Origin of the sequence: Ochrobactrum sp. AN78, assembly GCF_029909885.1 — a bacterium.
GTDB lineage: Bacteria > Pseudomonadota > Alphaproteobacteria > Rhizobiales > Rhizobiaceae > Brucella > Brucella quorumnocens.
Genome location: NZ_JASAMU010000006.1, coordinates 141937 through 164807 on the forward strand (window position 1 = coordinate 141937; position 22871 = coordinate 164807).

The window sequence follows — 22871 nt, forward strand, 5'->3', positions numbered from 1 at the left end:
TAATACAGGACAGTAAAGTGTCAGGAAAAACCATCACTGAAATTTGGTAACTGTTAAAAGGGTAAACACTACATCGGAAAGAAGGGGAGTTTCTATTGAAGGGGTATATTTCGAGTAAGGCGATAGCTTTTGGTTCTTCCATGCCGGCTGGAGAATCCACGCCGTCCTAAAGCATGTCGCGCTCAAATGGATTCATTTGAGCTCCCACGCACATGCGAAAGTTAAAAGAATCCAGAGCGAGCGCCATCGGTGCGATTAAGCGCGACACGCTCTAACGCTGCATTCCTTTAGAAAAATTTGTGGCCGAGGCCCCGCCCGAAATGCAACCAAGAACGCACTTTCACTCAAATCACGCTTTAAGTAAGTGGGTCCAAAGTCAAGGTGCGCGACGTGCCAACCATAACCTTTCAAAAGAGCCGTTAGAATACGAGCTTTGTTTCCTAAATCTCATCTTCTCAAAGTCTACCTACAAATATGGCCCCATCTCCGGGGCCATATCTTTTTAATAGCATAGTCTCTTATTAGCAGAATTCGTTCACCACTTGGCTTTGAACCCAACGGTCCCTTTGAGCGCATAACTGTCAGCGAAGTGATTGAGGGCCGTGTTGATGGAGCCCTCGCCATAAATGGCATATTTATTGTCAGCCCAGGCATAAGTGCCGCCAGCACCAATCCCGCCCCAGGTCTTGTCATTGTCGGTGTCAAAATCAACCCCTGCCACGTTGACTGTCGTACCGCCCAGGAACTGCTGATAGAGATTGGCAATGCCATAGACATTGGTGTTGACAGTCATGCCGTCATCGTTCTTCCAGTCATTGCGATAATTGGCGGCAAGGCCGATGCGACCAGTCAGACTGTCGCCATCATGCAAGCTGACCCGGCTGCCCCAAGTATCATGAAACGCATCCGCATCGATTGAAGACCACATCAGTTGTGCCTGCGGTGTCAGAGACCAGCTCTGATTGATGGCAAACCGCTGACCGGCTTCAAGGCTCATCGCATAGCCGGTTGCTTTGCTGCCATCAGCAAGACCTTTATTGGCCGTGGTGGAGTTGAGATCATTGTCGAACCACGTCACCTGTGCCTGACCGTCGACATAAAGACCGTCATTGCCATACCAGGTGGCCGTAGCACCAAGGCTCCAAGCATCGGTGCTGATATCGCCATCACCATGGAAAGAAGAGACGTCGCCCTTGGCATGTCCGTATTGGCCAGTGATGCCAGCGATCAGTTTGCCGTTCTCACCCTCATAGAATTGGCCATCAACGCCCGCCTGCATTGTAAGCGTGTTGATGTCCTGCTTCATGCGCGATGTAGAGGTGTCCGGTTCCAGACGGTTATGTGCTCCTTCGACGCGCGCCCAAATGCCGTAATTGTCCACAACGGCACCATTATCTGCACCATTGCCGTTCTCTCCGGTCCAGTAGCGGTTGCCCACGCGTTGCTGGAGGGTTGGCAACTTGTTGAGCGCCAGCATATTCTGCGCATAGCCTTCATAAACTGGCACACCCGCACTGTAACGAGGTTCTGGATCAGGGCCGGGATTTGGACCATCGACGTGGCTTGAGAGATACCAGTCACCGTCATCCGGTGTATTGGTGCCGCCGTGCTGCAGCGTATAGGCATAAGCGCCGCCCACCACCGCCTGTTGGCCATCTTTGGTCTGATAGCTGTTGGCGAGCGAAAAAGTCCCACCAGAGTTGCCGCCAATATCGACAACCTTAATGCCATTGACCGTCTGCGCACCTGTGCCGCTGACATTGTTGACATAGAGCTTCGTGGAACCGGACGTGTTGCCGCCGACTTTCAGCATATCGGTCTTGGAATCGTCACCGCCCAGAACCGTATTGATCGTCATCATGCCGCCGTTGCCAGCATAATTGCCTGTCACATTCAGTGCAGTGCCGCCATTGCCGCCAAAATTGACATGACCGTCATTGATGAGCGCAGCCATCGACGTCGAGAAGCCACCAAGGTCAATGCCTGAGCCATTTGCAACCGTGTAAACAGATGCACCAGACAAAGCGCCTTGTGCAGCCTGTATGAGTTTGCCTTCGTTAACATTCGTTGCGCCACTGTAGCTGCTGGTTCCCGAAAGAGTCAGGTCACCAAGACCATTCTTGGTCAGAGAACCCGAACCATCGATTACACCGGCAAATGTCGTATCGATCGCTTGATCAAGAGTGAGATCGCCGGACCTCATCGCCACATTGCCCGCGCCCGCCAGACCACCAACGGTGGTGTTGAAACCGGCAAGGTCAGCTTTTGCGCCATCATTGACCGTTAGAAGACCAGAACCGAAGGCATGATCAGCGGCACCCGCCTGTGCTGTGCCCTTCTCGACCGTCAGACCACCAGAGAAACTGTTGCCGCCGGAAAGGAGCAATGTACCATCGCCGCGCTTCCAGACACGACCATCATCGGAAAGTGTTTGCGTAACGGCAAAGCTATTGCTGGCATCGGCGATGTCAAACCCGCCGCCATGACTGCCAAGCGTCATGGTGCGATCTGTCGACGTATACTGTGTACCAGTAACCTGCAGCGTACCGCCATCGAGCGTCAGCCCACCATCTGCATTGCCAAGCTTGGCATCAGACGAGACCGAAAGTGTGCCGCCTGCAATCGTCGTACCGCCGGAATAAGTATTATCCTCGGTCAGCGTGGTCGTGCCGGCTCCCATTTGGGTGACTGAACCCGTACCGCTGATTACATTCGAGAATGTCACATCATCGGAACGATTAAAGGCCAACACGCCCTTATGCGTCGCATCCGTCCCCGCGCTAACATCAACCGCGAGATCACCGCTCGTGCCACCATCACCAAGCTGCAACATGCCGCCAGTTATGTTCATCGTGCCGGTATAAGCAGAATTATCACCCGTAAAGACAGTCGTTCCAGCAATCTGGTTGATCGTGCCCTTGCCGCTGATCGCTGCGCGAACCGTCGTCCCATCCGTCGTATTGAAGTTCAGAACGCCGTTGCTGCCGCCACCGTTCCGATTAAAGACAATTGTGTTAACATTCAGATTGCCGGAAGCTTTTGCAGCTTCACCAGCAGCACCACCAACATTCACTGTTCCACGGGTGCCGGTATCATAGGCTATTTGTAGGGAGTTGTCGTTGATGCGTCCACCATCAGAGAGATTAAGTGTGCCTGTACCGAATTGCCCGACCCAGACCCCATGCTGACCGTTCCAGGCTGAGCCGGCACCAGAGATGGTGGCTGTACCTACACCTTGTTGTGTATTTCCTAAATAAAGTTGGTAGCCTGTTACTTGACCTCCGTCAGCAATTGTGAGCTCTCCGGCGCCCAAAAAACCGAGGATAATCACGTTGTTGGAATTCAACGAGGAGCCTTGCCCGATAACATTTATGCTGCCCGTCGTCCCGCTTGCATCGCCAACCATAATCGAAGCGGCATCATCGGAATTGGCATCCACCCAGCCGCCGTTGCTGATCGTTAGCACTCCGGTGTCGCCAGAGCTACCGGAACCCAAATATATATGAGTAGTTTTAATAGTGGAGCCTTTGCCATCAACTGTAATGGATGCAGAGCCCCAAAAAGAATTGTTGTATCCTATAAAAATTGTATCGCCGGACGCGGTTGCTCCGCCTCGAATATCCAGTGTACCTGAGCCGGAATCCCCGACTATCAGACTCTCGTCCGACAGATCCCAGTTGGTCACTCCTGCTGGCGGGGGTGGTGAAACGCTACCGGTATAGGTAATCGAAGGATCGGCGAAAGCAGCCGAGGACAACAGCATGGCGCAACCCAGTACGAGGGCCGCGAGAGAAGCACCTGACCTTAGTGCAATTTGGCTGTGATTTAATATTTTGATGCTTGGCATTAATATTCCTGCTCCACAGACCATAAGTCGAAAATTCAAAGCTGCGTTAAATTAGTATTCAAAATAAATCTTAAATAAATATATTTTATATTACTAAACTAATTAAATATTAATTTTGATTTCAATATACTTATTATTTGAATGGATATCATAAAAATAACGTTAATCAATCCGGGATATTATTCTTAATATTAAACATTAATAATATTAATTGTTACGTTTACTTCACTGCAGAACACGCTTAATCTAATTCTCTGAGAGACATTCTGCCGATGCGGCCCCAGATCAGCTGGTTGCTGCGATGGAACAATATCTCTTATAGCGACACGAACAGCCGAACACATTCGAGCGCCGAGATATGCAATTGTCATTGAGCATTGCGCTCCCGTGTTTCGATGATGGCGATCAGTCCAGCCACGCCAAAACCGGCGGACGCACATGGCATAGGCTGTGGACCGATCAGATTGAAGATGAAGCCGCCGAACAGCGTGTCGACACCTGAACCGGGCGACATAAGCTTCAGACCATTCGCCTTTTGGGGGCAATGTATATCATTGGAATTTTCAGAGAATTCACCGCAATCCTAGAGCGAGTGCCGTGGGTGCGATCAAGCGCGACACGCTCTACAGCATAATTCTTTAAACTTGAATCAGTTTAAGGTAAAATTATGCTGTAGATATAAAGTGTTAGAGCGACCTTTGTGCGCCCAAGAGGGCGCACGGCGCTCTAATGCGTAGGCCCAAGCAAATCAGCGCAACAAAAAAGGCCGGGGCAAAAATGCACCGACCTTCCTGATCATCAATGTCTACCAGTGCCAGTACATCCGTGGTCAAAAGCGTCAATTGATGAAGGCTATTGCGAGCGACAGACGCGTTCCAGCGCTCATCAGCAATGCCTATGCCGAGATGTATAGAATGATATTGTGTTCAAAGAAAGTTTGATAACAAAAAACTCAGGTTCGACGAGAAAACTTCAATCTTCCGCACAACTCAAGACATGCAATGATCAGCACGGCACCGATGCCATAGGCCAGCACATCAAGCCAGTCCGGTGTAGCTCCGAGGATGATCCTCAGTGCTCGATTGCCAATTTCGATACCGGTAATCTTTGCGAGATATTGACCCAGCTCGATGGCGACACCAATCAAGAAGGCTGCAACGGCCAACAAGATCCTGTTCCCATCAATCATGATGCGCAAAGCGGAATAGACAAAGATCACTGCGATCACATCGCCCAGAAAGCTTCTTATCCAGCCCAAGCCAGCCCCCGCTGTGGCTAAAGCCGCTAACGCGAGGAAGAGAGCAATGGCGGTGATGAGTGCCGTCAGAGAAAACTTGAACTGCAACAAGATCTCCTGAAAATCAGCCCCCGAAGGCTTTGAGCGCAAATTGTTTAGCCTGAAACAATTGAATTAAAATCCGCCACCCCTGCAAAGCGCGCAGCGCGGACCTTGCCGAATTTACTTTCATCAACGACCAGATGCTTTTGTAAAGCTCGCTGCATCGCCATCTGCTTGACCGGCACTTCATGAAAGTGAGAGCAGGTTACACCGTGCTGATCATCCACTCCGCCTGCTGACATGAAAGCCTTGTTGATATTCACGCGCTTGAGAACTTCAATGCCCTCGTCACTCGAAAATGAAGCCGCTTCGGGGTGATAAACACCGCCAAGCACGATCAACCGGACATCATCCCGACGAGATAGAATCTCAGCAACATTCAGGGAATAACAAACCACAGTGATGTGCTGATTATGCGGAATCAACTGCGCCAGATGCGGTGTTGTCGTGCCACAATCGATGAACACGGTATCATGCGGCTCGATGAGCGCGGCGGCAGCGGCACATGCCAGAATCTTCGCGTTGGCATGACAGTCTTTTTCAAAATCAAAGACATAATCGCTGCCGTTTCCATTATCCTGAACAGGAATAATGTAACCACCCAAACAATTGAGCGGTCCGGTATCATTGCCTATATCCCGGCGGATTGTCATTTCTGACACGCCGAGCCTCAAGGCCGCATCGCGAATACGCACGACTCCTGTTTCGTCCACTAGGGCTGCGAGTTCGGCAATCCGTTCGTCTTTACGGCTGATTCTGCTCACTGATTCCCCATTTCGGTTGCTGCTCACCTTCGTTTAGCTTGCTGCATCAATTGGTGCAATTGCGACGACACATACTTGACAGGTCGAACAGAAATATGAAACGATCCAAACATAATGATCGAATTGTAACATTATAATTCGCATTATCGGGAGGTTCTGACAACAAGAATTTATGGCAAGCGGCAGCGCAACACGCAGCCAGCGCCAAAGAGAGGAATTTGCGGCGCTCAGTGCTGCAAAGGAGGAGACACTGGTGTCAGCATCAAGCAGCGAAGCACCAGCGTAAAAATCAGTAGTCACCAATCTCGTCTGACGATGATGCGTTTAGGCGGGGGCTATTCATTTCCAGGGAGGAAATACCGGTGAAGAAGTTTATCGCGTCAATGGCTATTGCCATGTCTGTTGCCGTGCCACATGCTTTTGCTGAAGGCGTCGTCGATACATCCAAGATCAACAAAGATCTGATCACAACCGCAAACGATAAGAAATACACGATTGCGACGGTTGTTAAGGTCGACGGAATTGCCTGGTTCGACCGTATGCGTGATGGTGTTGAACAGTTCAAGTCAGATACCGGCAACGACGTGTGGATGGTCGGCCCAAGCCAGGCAGATGCTGCAGCTCAGGTGCAGATCGTCGAAAACTTGATCGCACAGGGCGTTGACGCTATTGCCATCGTGCCATTTTCGGTTGAAGCCGTGGAGCCAGTCTTGAAGAAGGCTCGTGAACGCGGCATCGTCGTCGTCAGCCATGAAGCTTCCAACATTCAGAATGTCGACTATGACATCGAAGCCTTCGACAACAAGGCTTACGGCGCGAACCTGATGAAGGAACTCGGCAAGTCGATGGGCGGCAAAGGTAAGTATGTTGCTACTGTCGGCAGCCTGACCTCGAAGTCACAGATGGAATGGGTTGATGGTGCCGTTGAGTACCAGAAGGCCAATTTCCCGGAAATGTCGCAGGCAACCGAACGTCTCGAAACCTATGACGATGCAAACACCGACTATAACAAGCTCAAAGAAGCGATGACCGCTTATCCGGACATCACCGGCATTCTCGGGGCTCCGATGCCAACTTCTGCTGGCGCTGGCCGTCTGATTGCCGAAGGTGGCCTGAAGGGCAAAGTCTCTTTCGCAGGCACAGGTCTTGTGTCGGTGGCCGGTGAATACATCAAGAATGACGACGTTCAGTACATTCAGTTCTGGGACCCGGCCGTCGCAGGCTATGCCATGAACATGCTGGCAGTTGCAGCGCTTGAAAAGAAGAATGAGCAAATCAAGGCTGGTCTAAATCTCGGCCTGCCTGGCTATGAAAGCCTGATCGCTCCCGATGCTTCCAAGCCAAACCTGCTCTATGGCGCAGGCTGGGTCGGCGTAACCAAGGAAAACATGGATCAGTACGATTTTTAATCGTTGCTGAACAGGAGAAAGAGGCCCTCGCCTCTTTCTCCCCATTCCATCTGCATTTGCAGCCTTGCACGAGGCCTTTATGACTGAGAATCTCATCGAATTGCGCCATATCGGCAAGCGCTTCGGCGGCGTTAAAGCGCTGGACGACGTATCTCTTGCCATCAAGCCGGGCGAAATTCATTGCCTTGCGGGCGAAAATGGCTCTGGCAAGTCCACTGTAATCAAAATCATGTCTGGTGTTTACACGCCTGAAGACGGTGAAATCCTTATCGACGGCAAGACAGTCGGCAAGCTTGATCCCGTCAAATCCGTGCACCACGGCATTCAGGTGATTTATCAGGATTTCTCCCTGTTCGGTAACCTGACGGTCGCGGAGAATCTCGCGATCAATACATTTCTGATGGAAGGTCGTAAGGCTGTCGATTGGAAGCGCGTGCGCGAACTTGCGCAGCAGGCGCTCGATCGTCTCGGTGTTCAGATGGATCTGGATGCCGATGTGGATAGCCTGCCAACATCCGGCAAGCAGATCGTTGCAATAGCGCGCGCCGTTATGGCCGATGCGCGGCTTTTGATCATGGATGAACCAACCACTGCGCTTACCCGACATGAAGTCGACGCGCTGTTCAAGATCGTGCGGGATATTCAGGCACAGGGCATCGCTGTGCTGTTCGTCAGCCACAAGATGCGTGAAATGCTGGAAATCAGCGAGCGGCTGACTGTTTTCCGCAACGGCAAGAAAGTCGCGGAAGGCCCGATTAACGAGTTTGACGAACCAGCGATCACCCGCGCCATGACGGGCCAGGAACTGACAGCACACAGCTACCAATGGGTTGCCCGTGACGGCGCGACCAGTGTCCCGAGCCTTGAGGTCGACAATCTCTCGGTTCCAGGTTCAGTGGAAAAAGCCAGCCTCACGCTTCATGCAGGCGAGATTGTTGGCATTTCCGGCCTGATCGGTTCCGGCCGTACCGAACTTGCCTTGGCTCTCTTTGGAATGAAGCCTGACTTTACCGGCAACGTGCGGATCGACGGCAAGCCCGTTCATCCTAAAACCGTGCAGGAAGGTATTGCCTGCGGCGTTGCTTATGTGCCGGAAGATCGTCTTACGGAAGGGCTGTTCCTCACCCAGTCGATTGAGCGCAATATCATTGTGACTTCGATTGAAAAATTCGTGCGCAGCTTGTTCATCAACCGCAAAAAGGCCGATGCGACGACGCGCGATATGTTCTCGGCAATGAATATTGTTGCGCCCGGCCCGCATACACCCGTCAACCATCTCTCCGGCGGCAACGCGCAACGCGTTGTGTTGGCGCGTTGGCTTTTGACTGGCGCTAAAATCCTGATCCTCAACGGACCAACAGTTGGCGTGGATGTGGGTTCAAAGGCTCAGATCCACAACATCATCCGCAAACTCGCTCAGGATGAAGGTCTGGCCGTTCTGATGATTTCCGATGATGTGCCGGAACTGGTTCAGAACTGCAATCGTGTGCTGGTGATGCATCGTGGACGTTTCGTTGATGAACTCTCCGGTGAAAACATGACAGAAGACGCCGTCAATGACCGGCTCAAGACGTTGAATTGAGGAACCGGCACATGAAATTCTTTCGCAGTACCGAATTCATCATTGCCTGTGTGCTTCTCGCCGCAATGATCATCATTGGTCTTATCAACCCGGCCTTCTGGTCACTGGATAATATTTTCGGGCTTCTTCGTTCCAATGTCGTGATCGGCATCATGGCGCTTGGCGTTCTGCTGGTGATGATTTCCGGCGGCATCGACGTATCGTTTACGGCTTTTGCCATTGCCGCAATGTATCTGACCGTCCGCGCCATGGTTTACCTTGGCTATGACGGCGTGTTTATTCCTTTTGTAGCAGCAACGCTTATCGGCCTACTGCTTGGCGCATTCAATGGCTTCATCATTCATCGCTTCAAGATGATCCCGCTGATCGTGACGCTCGGCACCGGCTCCATTGTGCGCGGCCTTGTGCTGGGTCTCGTTGGCACCAGCATCGTCAACATCAACAAGATGCCCAAAGAGCTAATCGAGTTTGGCAAGACAGATGTGATCTCGCTTACCTCGGCTACCGGCACGACCTTCGGTCTCACAGCGATGTTCCTCGTCTATCTGGTGCTCGCCCTGCTGATCCACCTGATCCTCACTCACACCATGATCGGGCGCAGTGTTTATGCCTATGGCGGCTCGCCCGAAGCCGCAAAGCGCGTCGGCTTTAACACGCGCCGCACGATCTTCTTCGTTTATTGCGTGGCGGGTGCCTTGGCAGGTTTTGCGGGGTTGCTGCATTCATCCATGATCTGGCTTGCCAATCCACGCGATTTTGTAGGCCTTGAGCTTGATGTGATCGCAGCCGTGGTTCTCGGTGGCGCGTCGATTTTCGGCGGTCGCGGAACGGTACTCGGCACACTCATGGGCGTCTTCATGCTCGTGATGGTCAAAAACTCGCTCATCATCATGAAGGTCGACACCACATGGCAGCGCGTTGTGGTTGGCCTCATCATCATTGCGGCCACTGCCATCACAGCATGGCGTGATCGCAAAAGCATCGCCTAAAGGGAGAAAGCGACATGAAACAGTCTTTCGACATGCGCCGCATCCTTGGCGGAGACAACAATATCATCCAGCTCGTTGTTATCACCGTGCTTGTTTTTGCACTGATGACATGGATGAACCCGGACAAGTTCCTGCGTTACTACAACTTTGAATCCATCAGCTACATCATGCCGGAGCTGGGCATCCTGGCTATCGCAATGATGATCGCGATGTTGACCGGCGGGATTGATCTTTCGGTCGTCGGCATTGCCAATCTGGCAGGCATTGTCGCTGGCGTCTATTTCCACTCAAGCATGGTACAGGCGGCGCAGACGTCGGGCTCTGGAATGTTGTTCTACACCATCATCGGCATACTGCTTGCCATGCTGATCGGCCTTTTATCCGGACTGGTGAATGGTTTGCTGATTGCCAAACTGCGGATCACGCCAATCCTTGCAACACTAGGCACCGGACAAGTCTTGATGGGACTGGCACTGGTACTCACGGGTGGACCGGCCATCGTCGGCTTTCCTGATGCGTGGAACTGGGTAGGCAATGGCAAGATCATGGGCATCGCTACACCTTTCCTGCTGTTCATTGTCGTCTGCATTCTCGTCGGAATTTTGCTGACGCGCACCACGCTTGGTATCAATCTGATGTTGATTGGCACCAACCCGCGCGCAGCCGTGTTTGCTGGCATCCGCAAAGAGCGCATGATCCTTTATTCCTACATGCTGACGGGCGTTCTGGCCTCGCTTGCGGGGATCATTTTGTCGGGACGTACCAATGCGGCTAAATCCGATTATGGCGCGTCCTATCTGTTGCAGGCAGTTCTGATCGCCGTGCTGGGTGGCACCAATCCGGCTGGTGGCAAAGGGCGTGTTTTGGGCATCGCCATAGCGCTGATCGCTCTCATGCTTCTTTCCTCCGGCTTCCAGATGATGCGGTTTTCCAACCACCTGATCGACTTCATCTGGGGCGCGTTCCTCATCCTCGTCATCGCGATCAATGCTTCGCGCAATCAAGGCAGGTGATCCCAAATGCAGGATATTGAATTTCATCTTCGTCGTCAGGACTTTGTTGAACAACCGCATGTCATTGCCAGTGCAGACGGGCTGAGTGTGACGGCATTTCGTTATCCAAGCGGCATCGAAGCTCTGCTGATCGAAAACGAACGCGGCAATATCATCGTGCTTCCATTCATGGGGCAGATGGTATGGGCCGCAGAGTTCGACGGCATTGATCTCAACATGGGCAACAGCTTCTCCATGCCGCGTCCGGCAACGACCATCGTCGAGACTTATGGATGCTTTGCTTTTCACAGCGGAATCTTGCGCAATGGCTGCCCTTCGCCGCAGGATAATCACCTTCTGCATGGTGAAATGGCCTGCGCAAAGATGGACAAAGCAGGCCTTTTGTTCGGCGCAGATGAACATGGCAGCTTTGTAGAAGTCACTGGCGAATATGAATATGTCATGGGCTTTGGCGCGCATTATCTCGCTCGGCCAAGCGTTCGGCTTCATGCGAAGGAAACGCTTTTCGACATCACCATGGATGTTGAGAACCTGTCATCGGCTCCGATGGAGCTGATGTATATGTGCCACGTCAATTTCGCCTATGACGAAGACGCACGCATTGTCCAGCCGGTCGCTTTTATACCGGATCAGGTGCAGGTTCGTACAGCCGTTCCGGGCCATGTGACGCCCAATGACGAATACCTCTCCTTGATTGATGAACTGGCCGCAGATCCTTCCGTGATGGAAGTGCTCGATGAGCCGGAACGCTACGATCCGGAGCAGGTTTTCTACATTCGTGGCTTGCCAACCGATGCTGAGGGCAAGACCCATCAGATGATGCAGTTAGCCGATGGCGACGGCTTTGCGATCTCCTATCCGGTTGAGGCTTTCCCAAAAACTGTGCGGTGGATTCTCGTCAACGGTGATGCGCAGGTTGCAGCCTTTGCCCTGCCTTCCACCTGCGAGCCGGAAGGCTATCTCGCCGAAAAAGCCAAGAACAATGTGCGGATACTGGCGTCGGGTGAACGCGCCATCTTCCCCGTACGCGTTGGCTATCTCGATCAGCCTGCCGCTGAACAGTTTGAAGCCAAGATCAGGGCACTCTGAAATTTCAAAGGAACTTCTCATGACCAGAAAGATCGGAGTGGTCGGCTCCAACATGGTGGATCTCATCACCTACGTGAACCGTATGCCCGGCCCCGGCGAAACACTTGAAGCACCGACTTTCGAGATTGGTTGCGGCGGCAAGGGGGCAAATCAGGCTGTTGCAGCTGCACGTCTCGGTGCCGACGTGATGATGGTAACGCGCGTTGGTGACGACGTCTTTGCCGATAACACGATCCGCAATCTCAACAGCTTTGGCGTCGATACGCGACACGTTCTCAAAGTATCGGGCAAGTCGAGCGGTGTAGCCCCCATCTTCGTCGAACCTTCAGGCGAAAACTCGATCCTGATCGTCAAAGGTGCAAATGCAGACCTCTTGCCCGCCGAAGTCGACAAGGCTGCCGATGATCTGAAGGAATGCGGCCTGATCCTCATGCAGATGGAAGTGCCGGTCGAGACCGTCTACCACACAATCGCTTTTGCGGCTGAAAATGGCATCGAAACCATATTGAACCCCGCGCCTGCGGCGGCTGATCTTGATCCGGAGCGCATCCGGCAAGTGACCTTCCTTGTGCCTAACGAGAGCGAGCTTGCTCTTTTGTCTGGCCTTCCGACCAGCACGGATGATGAGATTGTCGTTGCCGCTCGCTCGCTGATTGCGCATGGCATCCGCACGGTCATCGTGACGCTGGGCGGACGTGGCGCACGCATGATTACCGCAACTGAAATCGTCAATATCCCGCCGGTCAAAGTCACACCGAAAGACACGACAGGCGCAGGCGATGCATTTATCGGCTCGTTTGCCCACTTTTATGCAGAGAGGGGCGATGTGGAAGCAGCGCTTCGCAAAGCCTCCCTTTATGCCGCTCATTCCATCACCCGACCCGGCACGCAAAAGGCTTATGCCAGTGCCGATGAATTTGAAACGTTCTGCCGTGAACACGCGCCTTTGATCGAACGCGCCTAAGTGCTCTTGAACGTCAACAAACCTCACAGACGGACAATACAATGACCGAAGCCCTTCCCCGCAATAATGGCACACCGCTCAAGCCTGAATGGTTTGAAGATGTTGTCGTGAACCGCAGCGCCTCGGAACGTCGCGCTGCAACGCTGCCTGCACGTCGTTCGATCAAGAAAGAATATCAGGCAGCATGGCTCATCCGTGCAATCCAGTGCATCGACCTGACGACGCTCGCCGGTGACGACACTGCCGGGCGTGTGCGCAGACTTTGCGCCAAAGCGCGCCGTCCTGTGCGTGATGATATTCTGGAAGCCCTCGGCCTTCTCGATGCAGGCATAACCACCGGCGCAGTCTGTGTTTATCCGACCATGGTATCCCATGCAGTCAAAGCACTGGAAGGCTCCGGCATTCCCGTAGCCTCTGTGGCAACAGGTTTTCCGGCAGGCCTGACACCTTTGCCATTGCGCCTTGCAGAAATCACCTATGCGGTTGAGCAGGGTGCCCACGAAATCGACATCGTCATTACCCGCGAGCATGTGCTGACACAAAACTGGTCCGCGCTTTATGACGAAATTGCCGCCATGCGCGAAGCCTGTGGCGAGGCGCATATGAAGGCCATTCTCGCAACCGGTGATCTCAACACGCTCACCAATGTTTATCGCGCGTCGATGGTTGCGATGCAGGCCGGTTCTGATTTCATCAAGACCTCGACCGGCAAGGAAGATGTCAACGCGACGCTGCCCGTCAGCCTGACAATGGTACGGGCGCTGCGCGATTATGGCGAATTGTCCGGTCAGATCGTCGGCTTCAAGCCAGCTGGTGGCCTCAAGACCGCCAAGGACGCTCTCGCGTGGCTCACGCTCATGAAAGAAGAACTCGGTAATCGTTGGCTCGAACCAGATCTCTTCCGCTTAGGCGCCTCATCCATGCTTGGCGATATCGAACGGCAATTAGAGCACTTCGTGACCGGACGCTATTCGAGCGCCAATCGTCACGCTGCTGCGTAAGGAAAATTTGAAATGCGACCCATCAAGGACATTCTGAAGACCATGGTATATGGACCTTCCCCCGAAGCAAACGGTGATGTGAAGCAGTGGCTGGAGCAGCATGGCCAATCTTTCGGCCATTATATCAACGGCACTTTCATCAAACCGGAAGGCCGTAAAACCATTGCCGTGGCTAACCCTGCTAATGGTGACAAGCTTGCCGAGATCACGCTTGGAACGCAGGAAGACGTTGATCAGGCGGTGAAAGCCGCGCGTGGTGCATTTGGCAAATGGTCGAAACTATCGGGCCATGAACGTGCTAAATACCTTTATGCAATTGCCCGCCATATCCAGAAGCGTGAACGCTTCCTCTCGGTTCTGGAAACCATGGATAATGGCAAACCGCTGCGTGAAACCCGCGACATCGATATTCCGCTGGCAGTTCGTCATTTCTACCATCATGCCGGTTGGGCGGAGATGGTTGAAGATGAGTTCAAGGGCTTCTCGCCGGTTGGCGTTTGTGGTCAGGTGATCCCTTGGAACTTCCCATTGTTGATGCTGGCGTGGAAGATCGCACCGGCCTTGGCTGCGGGAAATACAGTTGTCTTGAAGCCTGCTGATCTCACACCACTGACCGCTATTGCCTTTGCAGAAATCTGCCACGAAGTTGGCCTGCCTGCCGGTGTAGTCAATATCGTACAGGGCGATGGCACAACGGGTGCGAGCGTCTGCGGTCATGACGGCGTCGACAAGGTTGCTTTTACCGGATCAACACAAGTGGGTCGCATCATCCGCGAGCAAATTGCAGGTTCTGGCAAGAAGCTCTCTCTTGAGCTTGGTGGCAAGTCGCCTTTCATCGTATTTGAAGATGCTGATCTCGATGCCGCTGTTGAAGGTGTCGTCGACGCCATCTGGTTTAACCAGGGCGAAGTCTGCTGCGCGGGTTCACGTCTTCTGGTGCAGGAAGGCATTGCAGATCGGTTCTATGCCAAGCTGAAAAAGCGGCTTGAAAGCCTGCGCGTCGGCGATCCGCTCGACAAATCCACCGACGTTGGTGCCATTGTCTCGCCTACTCAGGTGAAACGCATATCCGATCTGATCCAGAAAGGTATCGATGAAGGTGGCCAACTCTGGCAGACACCCAATCCGCTGCCTGCCAAGGGTAATTACATTGCGCCCGGTTTTTTCACTGAGGTCGATCAGGCGGCAACGGTCTGCCAGGTGGAAATCTTCGGACCAATCGCCGCCGCCACAACATTCCGTACGCCGGATGAGGCTGTGGCACTCGCCAACAATACGCGTTACGGTCTTGCCGCATCCATTTGGTCAGAGAACATCAATGTTGCGCTTGACCTCGCAGCCCGCGTGAAAGCCGGTGTTGTCTGGATCAATTGCACCAACATGCTTGATGCGGGTGCAGGCTTTGGCGGTTATCGCGAAAGCGGCTACGGCCGTGAGGGTGCACGCGAAGGCTTGTATGAATATCTTTCAGCCGATTGGGAAAAAACCCTCGACGCTCCCAAGGCTATCGAAAACTTCGTACCTTCCGCCTCACCATCCGGCGACGACAAGATCATCATCGACGGCATCGATCGCACGATGAAAAACTATATTGGCGGTAAGCAGGCACGTCCGGACGGTGGTTACAGCTATTCGGTCACTGGCAAAGGCGGAGCGGTCATCGGTCAGGCTGGCATCAGCAACCGCAAGGACATCCGTAATGCGGTTGAAGCTGCGGCTAAAGCATCAAGCTGGGGCAGCGCCACCGCCCATAACCGGGCGCAGGTGCTTTATTATCTGGGCGAAAATCTCGATGCACGCCGCGACGAATTTGTGGCTCGCCTCGTTGAGAGCACTGGCGTCAGCGAAAAGAAAGCTACCGAAGAAGTCGAAGCATCACTGCGCCGCATTTTTTATTACGCTGCACAGGCTGACAAGTTCGACGGCGCGGTGCATTCGACAAAGTCGCGTCATGTGACACTCGCCATGAATGAACCTTGGGGCGTGATGGGCATTGTCTGCCCGGATGAAGCACCGCTGCTCTCGCTTGTATCGCTGGTTCTGCCTGCCATTGCCGTGGGCAACCGCGCTGTGGTCGTGCCTTCAAGCAGACACCCATTGATCGCCGGTGATTTCTATCAGGTGCTTGATACGTCTGATGTGCCTGGCGGCGTTATCAACATCGTCACGGGCGAACGAGATGTCTTGGCCAAGACACTGGCTGAGCATGATGAAGTGGCAGCCCTTTGGTACTTCGGTTCTAAGGAAGGCAGCGCCATGGTCGAGAAGGCTTCTGCCGGAAATCTCAAGGCCACATGGGTCAGCAATGGCCGTGTGCCGAACTGGATCAACACCAGCGAAGCACAAGGGCGCGATTACTTGCGCAGGGCTGTCCAGGTCAAAAATATCTGGGTGCCATACGGCGCATAAGAAAAAGGCCCGGTCATAGCGACCGGGCCTTTTAGCTTCCAACAATAGCGACGCCGGCTTTAAAGCCGGATCACATATTCCTTGCGCGTGGTTTCGATCACTTCCCAGGTGCCCTTGAAGCCGGGGCGAATGACAAAGCTATCGCCCGCTTTAAGCGCGCGCGCTTCACCACCCTCTTCCGTCAAGACCGAATGACCAGCGAGAATGTGACAAAACTCCCATTCATCATATTCAACACGCCATTTTCCCGGCGAGCTTTCCCATATGCCTGCGAAGAGCTTGCCATCGGCAGTCTCTTCGAGGTTCCATGTGCGGGAGCGCGGATCACCCGACAGGACACGCTCTGGTAAAGGTGCGCCCTCCTCCGGCTCAACGTCAGTCAGTTCGAAATCAACAAGCAGGCTCATAACATCAGACCTTAGCAAGCGCCTGTTCGATATCAGCTACAATATCATCAGCATTTTCGATGCCGATGGACAGACGAACGACATCCGGGCCTGCACCCGCCGCAACCTTCTGCTCATCGGTCAGCTGACGATGCGTCGTCGATGCCGGGTGAATAACCAGCGAACGGGTATCGCCAATATTGGCCAACAGCGAGAACAGTTCGAGGCTATCGACAAACTTGACGCCCGCTTCATAGCCGCTTTTCAGGCCAAAGGTGAAAACAGAGCCTGCGCCCTTCGGCGAGTATTTCTGCTGAAGCGCATGATACTTGTCATGAGGAAGCCCGGCATAATTCACCCAGGATACTTTCTCATGTCCATGCAGCCATGACGCGACCTTCAATGCGTTGTCCACATGGCGCTGCATACGCAGTGGCAGCGTTTCAACGCCTGTCAGAATCTGGAACGCATTGAATGGCGAAATGGCTGGGCCGAAATCGCGCAGGCCAAGCACGCGCGCAGCAATGGCAAAAGAAATGTTGCCGAATGTCTTGTGCAGTTCGAGACCGGCATAGTCTGGACGCGGTTCGGTCAGAAGCGGATAGTTTCCGGACTTGGCCCAATCGAATGTTCCAGCATCTATCAGAATACCACCCATTGAATTGCCATGCCCGCCGATGAATTTGGTCAGCGAATGCACAACAATATCCGCACCGTGCTCAATCGGACGTACGAGATAAGGCGATGCCAGCGTATTATCGACGATCAGCGGCAGACCGTATTTGTGAGCGATTTCGGCAATCGCCTCTATATCAACAACGATACCGCCCGGATTGGCAAAACTCTCAATGAAGATTGCGCGTGTGCGATCATCAATCTGCTTAGCGAAATCCGCAGGATTGGTTGCATCCGCCCAACGAACCTGCCAACCGAAGGATTTGAAAGACTGGCCAAACTGGTTGATCGAACCGCCATAAAGCTGGCGTGCAGCAACAAAATTATCGCCCGGCTGCAGCAGCGCATGGAATACCAACAGCTGAGCGGCATGTCCCGAAGCCGTGGCAACTGCAGCCGTGCCTCCTTCGAGAGCAGCAATGCGCTCCTCTAAAACAGCGGTAGTCGGGTTGGTGATGCGCGTATAAATGTTGCCAAAAGCCTGCAAGCCAAACAGCGAGGCAGCGTGATCGGCATCATCGAACACGAAAGACGTTGTCTGATAGATCGGCGTCGCACGTGCACCCGTCGTCGGATCGGGTTTTGCGCCCGCATGGACTGCTAGTGTTTCGATGCCGGGTGAGCGTTTAGACATAAGTTCCTCCTGACAGTCTATGCCAATTAATTCGAGTGGACGTTAGGCTGTGCCACAAAGAAAGCAAAGGAGGAATTTGCGCTAAACGATACAATTAAAGAAAATAATTCCGTGGCTTACGATCGGCCAATCAGCCGCGGGTATTCGATAGCTGGGCAGCGATCCATTATCACTTTCAAACCAGCATCTGCAGCCTTCTTTGTTGCTTCTTCATGCACCACATCGAGCTGTGTCCAAAGAACCGCTGGCCGCTGCTTCATAGCGAGAATTTCATCTACAATGCCCGGAAGCGAATAAGATGCTCGGAAAACATCCACCATATCGATCAGCTCATCAATATCGGCGAGATTGGCCACTACTTGCTGTCCGTGGATACTTTTTCCCACCTGCCCCGGATTAACGGGAATGACATGGTATCCCCGATCAAGCAGAAACTTCATGACGCCGTTGCTTGGGCGCTCAGGCTTGGGCGACGCACCAAGCAACGCAATCGTTTTGACAGACTGAAGAATTTCGCGAATTTGATTGTCTGAAGGTGTCTGCATTTGGTTCCTCCTCCGCAAATTTCGACTTTATTGGTGGCATATCGCAACACATGCTTGCAAGATCGGCCTTACTCCCGTTAGTTCTTAAAGATAGGGAGAGGAAATGAATATCAACACTGCACACCATACGGCCTTGAGCCCAGTCATGAATATTGACGATTTACGCCTCTTCATGAAGCGCGAGTTTCCGCAACTTGACGACAGTTTTGAGATTGTCTCTATCGAGGACGGCGTCGCGACAATGCATCTTCGCGCCGATGCTCAGCACTTGCGACCCGGCGGCACTGTTTCGGGTCCTTCCCTTTTCGCACTTGCAGACGTGGCAGCTTATGCAGTAATTCTTGGTCATATAGGACCAGTCGCGCTTGCTGTGACTACAAATCTCAATATCAATTTCCTGCGCAAAGCCACGCCGGGGACGGTGAAGGCGTTGGCAAGGATTCTCAAGCTCGGAAAGCGTTTGGCCGTACTGGATATAAGTCTGACCAGTGATGAGCGAAACGAGCTGATCGCCCACGCAACAGCGACTTATTCCATTCCACCGCATTAAAAAATACGGTATTATAATACCTCATTCATAAGTGGTTGTTTTTATTGTATTTTTAAATAACAGTCGTAAAAACAGCGCTTGACGACCTTCTTGAGTTTGTGTATCGACCCGCCTAGTGCGTTAGGAAGCTCGCTTTCAAACGTCCTTAAGGTTGGCCGTCGTTACAATTGGCGTGACTAACACAAGCAACAAGAAAAGCCTGGATCGTAAGATCTGGGATTAAGTCAAGGAAGACTTCAATGGCAACTTTTTCTCAGAAGCCAGCCGAAGTGGTGAAGAAGTGGATTCTGATCGACGCAGAAGGTCTCGTCGTCGGTCGTCTCGCATCCCTCGTCGCCAATCGCCTGCGCGGTAAGCACAAAGCAACCTTCACCCCACACGTTGACGATGGCGACAATGTCATCATCATCAATGCCGATAAGGTTGTTCTGACCGGTAAGAAGTACACCGACAAGGTTTACTACTGGCACACTGGCCATCCAGGTGGCATCAAGGAGCGTACTGCTCGCCAGATTCTCGAAGGCCGTTTCCCAGAACGCGTTCTTGAAAAGGCTATCGAGCGTATGATCCCACGTGGCCCGCTTGGCCGTCGTCAGATGAAGAACCTGCGCGTTTATGCAGGTGCAGAACATCAGCATGAAGCTCAGCAGCCAGAAACTCTGGACGTTGGCGCGCTGAACCGCAAGAACAAAGGGAATGCATAATCATGGCTGAGCAGCTCAACTCGCTCGAAGAACTCGGCAGCGTAGCCGCTGAACAGGCCGCTCCGGTTCACGTTCAGAAGATCGACGCTCAGGGCCGCGCTTATGCGACCGGCAAGCGTAAAGACGCGATTGCTCGCGTTTGGGTCAAGCCAGGTTCCGGCAAGATCACCGTCAACGGCAAAGAATTCGCTGCGTATTTCGCACGTCCGGTTCTGCAGATGATCCTGCAGCAGCCAATCGTTGCGTCGAACCGCGCTGGTCAGTTCGATGTTGTTGCGACTGTTGTTGGCGGCGGTCTTTCCGGTCAGGCCGGTGCAGTTCGCCACGGCATCTCCAAGGCACTCACCTACTACGAACCAGGCCTTCGCACGGTTCTCAAGAAGGGTGGCTTCCTTACTCGCGATAGCCGCGTTGTTGAACGTAAGAAGTACGGTAAGGCAAAGGCTCGCCGTTCTTTCCAGTTCTCCAAGCGCTAATATTTATCGCTTTGGAATTACAGAAAGCGGACCTTCGGGTCCGCTTTTTTGTTTTCGCAATGTCTGGACTGTTTCAACCTGCCCAGGCACGAATGGCTTCCCGGCTGATCTGCAACTGTTTCTCGACAGACTGTTTGTAATATTCCGGCGCCATGCCGGAAATCCAATCGCCATAGCTTGGATTTGGAAGCATGAAAAACTTAGTTCCAAAGGCCGCTTGATTGGCTGCAACGAAAGCGCGTCGCTGCTGGTTGTTCTTGTGATACGTGACACCTCCGAAATCATTGAGATTATCACCAACATAGACCACCGCATCAAAGCCGGCCGCTTTAATGGTATCAAAACGCGCCTGCTTGTTTGATTGGCCACTGTTCAGAAGCAGTGTCTTCGTTGATACACCGGGAAAGCCGAGCTTCCTGATGTTGGCCGCTGTATGTTCAAATGATTTGGCATCGCGGTTCGTGACATAGAACATGGTGCCTCCATGCGAATTCACATGACGTGCGAAATCGACAGCACCCGGAATAGATCGGGCCTGTTCGGCAGCCATCCAGCGCGCCCAAGTTTTCTCTGTGTAAGGCACATTATGCTGGATACGCCATCCGGCATAAGCCGAATTATCGATCATCGTTTCATCAAGATCGACGATCACCGCTTTACGGTATCCTTTGCGAACCTTCGCCGTGTCGAACGCTTTGCGCGCACTGTTAAAGGCCTGATAGGCAAGCGCCTCGTATTCGCCAGATTGTTGCATCCAGTTGAGCGCGCCCACATTCTGCTGCTCCAATTGATAGCGGGCCGCACGCTGGTCAGTCACACAGCCAGACAGCGCGGCAGAACAAACAAGCGCGATTGAAATTGGAAATATTACTTTTCTCATAAAACCCTCTTTGAAAGAGAGGTATTTGCCAACACGCTCCGTGTTCTCACAATCGCGGTTTATCGCCCGCGCAATTTTGCACCCTGAGATGTTGAGCAGCGCTCTAGGCTATTGAAGCCACCCATCGAGCTTTCCAAAAATAGATTCCGATTTTTGGGCTGATGCTGTAGTCGCAGTTGCAAGCCCCGTCGACAGCATTCATGAAGAGTGAAGTCCACGATTCTTCGAAGGTGGAGCACGCCTATGTCTACGACTGAATGTTTTGCCAACACACCACAACCGCCCTACTTCGTAGTCACATTTTCATCGCAACGGTTTGGCGCTGATGATGGCTATTGCGAAATGGCACAAAGCATGGCGGAACTGGCCTCAAAACAACCCGGTTATATTGGGGTTGAAAGTGCACGCGATACGGAAGGCTTCGGCATCACCAATTCGTTCTGGGCAGACGAAGAGAGCATCCGGGCATGGAAGCGCGACGTTGATCATCTCGTGGCGCAAAAACTCGGTCGCCAGCAATGGTATGAAACTTATCGCGTTCGCATCGCCCGGGTAGAACGCGCTTATGGTTTTGACGCAAAAACCACATAAAGCAATCTCCCAATTTGCTTCGTGAAGCGCTATGAGAGTTGTGAAACTATTCGGGAGCCAGCCATGCCCTCAAAAACCATCGACCATGCTGTCACCGCCCGCAGCCTGACCAGCGCTGCCACCGACCCCACCCACGCGGGTGTGCTGTCGTTCATGCGGCGTGTTTATACGAAGTCGCTGAAGGGTGCTGAAGCAGTCGTTTGGGGCATTCCGTTTGATGCGGCGGTTTCCAACCGGCCCGGCGCGCGCTTCGGTCCGCAGGCGATCCGTCGCGCATCGGCGATTTTCGACAACGATCCACAATATCCGTTTGAGCGCGATCTATTCGAAAACCTCGCCGTGATCGACTACGGCGACTGTCTTCTTGATTACGGCAATCATTATAAGACGCCCGCAACGATAGAGCGGGAAGCCGGAAAAATCCTCAAATCCGATGCGTTTTTGCTAACGCTTGGCGGGGACCATTTTGTGACATGGCCACTACTCAAAGCCCATGCCGCAAAATACGGCCCGCTTGCACTGGTTCAATTCGACGCGCATCAGGATACCTGGTTTGATGATGGCAAGCGCATTGACCACGGTTCTTTCGTAGCTCGAGCCGTGCGTGACGGAATTATCGATCCTGAACATTCTATCCAGATCGGCATTCGGACGCATGCGCCAGAAGATTGCGGAATCAAGATCATCTATGGTCACGAGGTTGAGGACATGTCGGCGCAGGCAATTGCCGACGTGATTCTGAAACGCACTGTTGGCAAGAAGACCTATCTGACTTTTGACATTGATTGTCTTGATCCGGCATTTGCACCAGGAACCGGCACGCCAGTTGCTGGTGGCCCGTCTTCAGCGAAGGTGCTGTCTGTGCTTCGCAAGCTCACACAACTTGATTTTGTGGGTGCAGATGTTGTTGAGGTTGCACCCGCTTACGATCATGCCGATATAACGGCAATAGCCGGAGCGACCATTGCGATGTATTATCTCGGACTTCTGGCCGAGCAAAAAGCGCGACGATGAAAACTAAGCC

General features: G+C 52.9%; 21 protein-coding genes. 13 read left to right on the forward strand and 8 right to left on the reverse strand.

Annotation, left to right across the window (positions count from 1 at the left end):
* Positions 1-535 precede the first annotated feature (535 nt).
* From QBD00_RS13200 to QBD00_RS13215, 4 genes are all read right to left on the reverse strand, one after another.
* Positions 536-3763, reverse strand: a complete 3228-nt coding sequence (locus QBD00_RS13200) for an autotransporter outer membrane beta-barrel domain-containing protein (protein WP_318579727.1) — start codon at positions 3761-3763, stop codon at positions 536-538.
* Positions 3764-4214: 451 nt separating this feature from the next.
* Entirely contained in the window at positions 4215-4361 is a 147-nt protein-coding gene (locus QBD00_RS13205) for a hypothetical protein (RefSeq protein WP_318579728.1), read from the reverse strand.
* A gap of 438 nt (positions 4362-4799) precedes the next feature.
* The gene (locus QBD00_RS13210) at positions 4800-5192 is read right to left on the reverse strand and encodes a DUF2809 domain-containing protein (protein WP_318579729.1); all 393 of its coding nucleotides are present in this window, start codon (positions 5190-5192) and stop codon (positions 4800-4802) included.
* 47 nt (positions 5193-5239) lie between these two features.
* On the reverse strand, positions 5240-5950 hold the full coding sequence (locus QBD00_RS13215) for a DeoR/GlpR family DNA-binding transcription regulator (RefSeq protein WP_151095488.1): 711 nt from the start codon (positions 5948-5950) through the stop codon (positions 5240-5242).
* A 362-nt stretch (positions 5951-6312) separates the two neighbouring features.
* Here QBD00_RS13215 and QBD00_RS13220 point away from each other — a divergent pair, with 362 nt between their 5' ends.
* The 8 genes from QBD00_RS13220 to QBD00_RS13255 all read left to right on the forward strand — a co-directional run bounded on the left by QBD00_RS13220 (position 6313) and on the right by QBD00_RS13255 (position 16406).
* A complete protein-coding gene (locus QBD00_RS13220) occupies positions 6313-7359 on the forward strand; it encodes an autoinducer 2 ABC transporter substrate-binding protein (RefSeq protein ID WP_167388294.1) in 1047 nt (348 codons plus the stop codon).
* Positions 7360-7438: 79 nt separating this feature from the next.
* Positions 7439-8941 (forward strand): sugar ABC transporter ATP-binding protein, encoded by a 1503-nt coding sequence (locus QBD00_RS13225; RefSeq protein ID WP_318579730.1) that lies wholly within the window; start codon positions 7439-7441, stop codon positions 8939-8941.
* 11 nt (positions 8942-8952) lie between these two features.
* The gene (locus tag QBD00_RS13230) at positions 8953-9930 is read left to right on the forward strand and encodes an ABC transporter permease (RefSeq protein WP_095446427.1); all 978 of its coding nucleotides are present in this window, start codon (positions 8953-8955) and stop codon (positions 9928-9930) included.
* Between the two features lie 14 nt (positions 9931-9944).
* A complete protein-coding gene (locus tag QBD00_RS13235; RefSeq protein ID WP_151095497.1) occupies positions 9945-10943 on the forward strand; it encodes an ABC transporter permease in 999 nt (332 codons plus the stop codon).
* A 6-nt stretch (positions 10944-10949) separates the two neighbouring features.
* Positions 10950-12032: an aldose 1-epimerase family protein gene (locus tag QBD00_RS13240; RefSeq protein ID WP_318579731.1), complete on the forward strand. Its 1083-nt coding sequence runs from the start codon at positions 10950-10952 to the stop codon at positions 12030-12032.
* Positions 12033-12051: 19 nt separating this feature from the next.
* Complete coding sequence (gene rbsK / locus QBD00_RS13245) at positions 12052-12996, forward strand: ribokinase (protein WP_095446424.1); 945 nt, start codon at positions 12052-12054, stop codon at positions 12994-12996.
* A 41-nt stretch (positions 12997-13037) separates the two neighbouring features.
* Positions 13038-13997, forward strand: coding sequence for a deoxyribose-phosphate aldolase (gene deoC / locus QBD00_RS13250; protein ID WP_095446423.1), 960 nt, complete (start codon positions 13038-13040; stop codon positions 13995-13997).
* Positions 13998-14009: 12 nt separating this feature from the next.
* Positions 14010-16406 carry an aldehyde dehydrogenase family protein gene (locus tag QBD00_RS13255; protein WP_318579732.1) on the forward strand — a complete coding sequence of 799 codons (2397 nt, stop codon included), beginning with the start codon at positions 14010-14012 and terminating at the stop codon, positions 16404-16406.
* Positions 16407-16465: 59 nt separating this feature from the next.
* On the opposite strand, the gene QBD00_RS13260 is transcribed toward QBD00_RS13255, so the two are convergent.
* From QBD00_RS13260 to QBD00_RS13270, 3 genes are all read right to left on the reverse strand, one after another.
* Positions 16466-16813, reverse strand: coding sequence for a cupin domain-containing protein (locus QBD00_RS13260; RefSeq protein WP_264232474.1), 348 nt, complete (start codon positions 16811-16813; stop codon positions 16466-16468).
* 4 nt (positions 16814-16817) lie between these two features.
* Positions 16818-18101, reverse strand: coding sequence for an O-acetylhomoserine aminocarboxypropyltransferase (locus tag QBD00_RS13265; RefSeq protein WP_318579733.1), 1284 nt, complete (start codon positions 18099-18101; stop codon positions 16818-16820).
* Between the two features lie 116 nt (positions 18102-18217).
* Complete coding sequence (locus tag QBD00_RS13270) at positions 18218-18646, reverse strand: CoA-binding protein (protein ID WP_318579734.1); 429 nt, start codon at positions 18644-18646, stop codon at positions 18218-18220.
* A 103-nt stretch (positions 18647-18749) separates the two neighbouring features.
* Here QBD00_RS13270 and QBD00_RS13275 point away from each other — a divergent pair, with 103 nt between their 5' ends.
* From QBD00_RS13275 to rpsI, 3 genes are all read left to right on the forward strand, one after another.
* Positions 18750-19196, forward strand: coding sequence for a PaaI family thioesterase (locus QBD00_RS13275; protein ID WP_318579735.1), 447 nt, complete (start codon positions 18750-18752; stop codon positions 19194-19196).
* A gap of 239 nt (positions 19197-19435) precedes the next feature.
* Positions 19436-19900 carry a 50S ribosomal protein L13 gene (gene rplM, locus QBD00_RS13280; protein WP_095446418.1) on the forward strand — a complete coding sequence of 155 codons (465 nt, stop codon included), beginning with the start codon at positions 19436-19438 and terminating at the stop codon, positions 19898-19900.
* A gap of 2 nt (positions 19901-19902) precedes the next feature.
* The gene (rpsI, locus tag QBD00_RS13285) at positions 19903-20376 is read left to right on the forward strand and encodes a 30S ribosomal protein S9 (RefSeq protein ID WP_064320455.1); all 474 of its coding nucleotides are present in this window, start codon (positions 19903-19905) and stop codon (positions 20374-20376) included.
* A 73-nt stretch (positions 20377-20449) separates the two neighbouring features.
* Here the strand turns inward: rpsI and QBD00_RS13290 are convergent, their stop codons facing one another.
* A complete protein-coding gene (locus tag QBD00_RS13290; protein ID WP_318579736.1) occupies positions 20450-21256 on the reverse strand; it encodes a 5'-nucleotidase, lipoprotein e(P4) family in 807 nt (268 codons plus the stop codon).
* 243 nt (positions 21257-21499) lie between these two features.
* Here QBD00_RS13290 and QBD00_RS13295 point away from each other — a divergent pair, with 243 nt between their 5' ends.
* The gene (locus QBD00_RS13295) at positions 21500-21847 is read left to right on the forward strand and encodes an antibiotic biosynthesis monooxygenase family protein (protein WP_191793816.1); all 348 of its coding nucleotides are present in this window, start codon (positions 21500-21502) and stop codon (positions 21845-21847) included.
* Positions 21848-21910: 63 nt separating this feature from the next.
* Complete coding sequence (gene speB, locus QBD00_RS13300) at positions 21911-22861, forward strand: agmatinase (RefSeq protein ID WP_318579737.1); 951 nt, start codon at positions 21911-21913, stop codon at positions 22859-22861.
* The last annotated feature ends 10 nt before the right edge of the window (positions 22862-22871 follow it).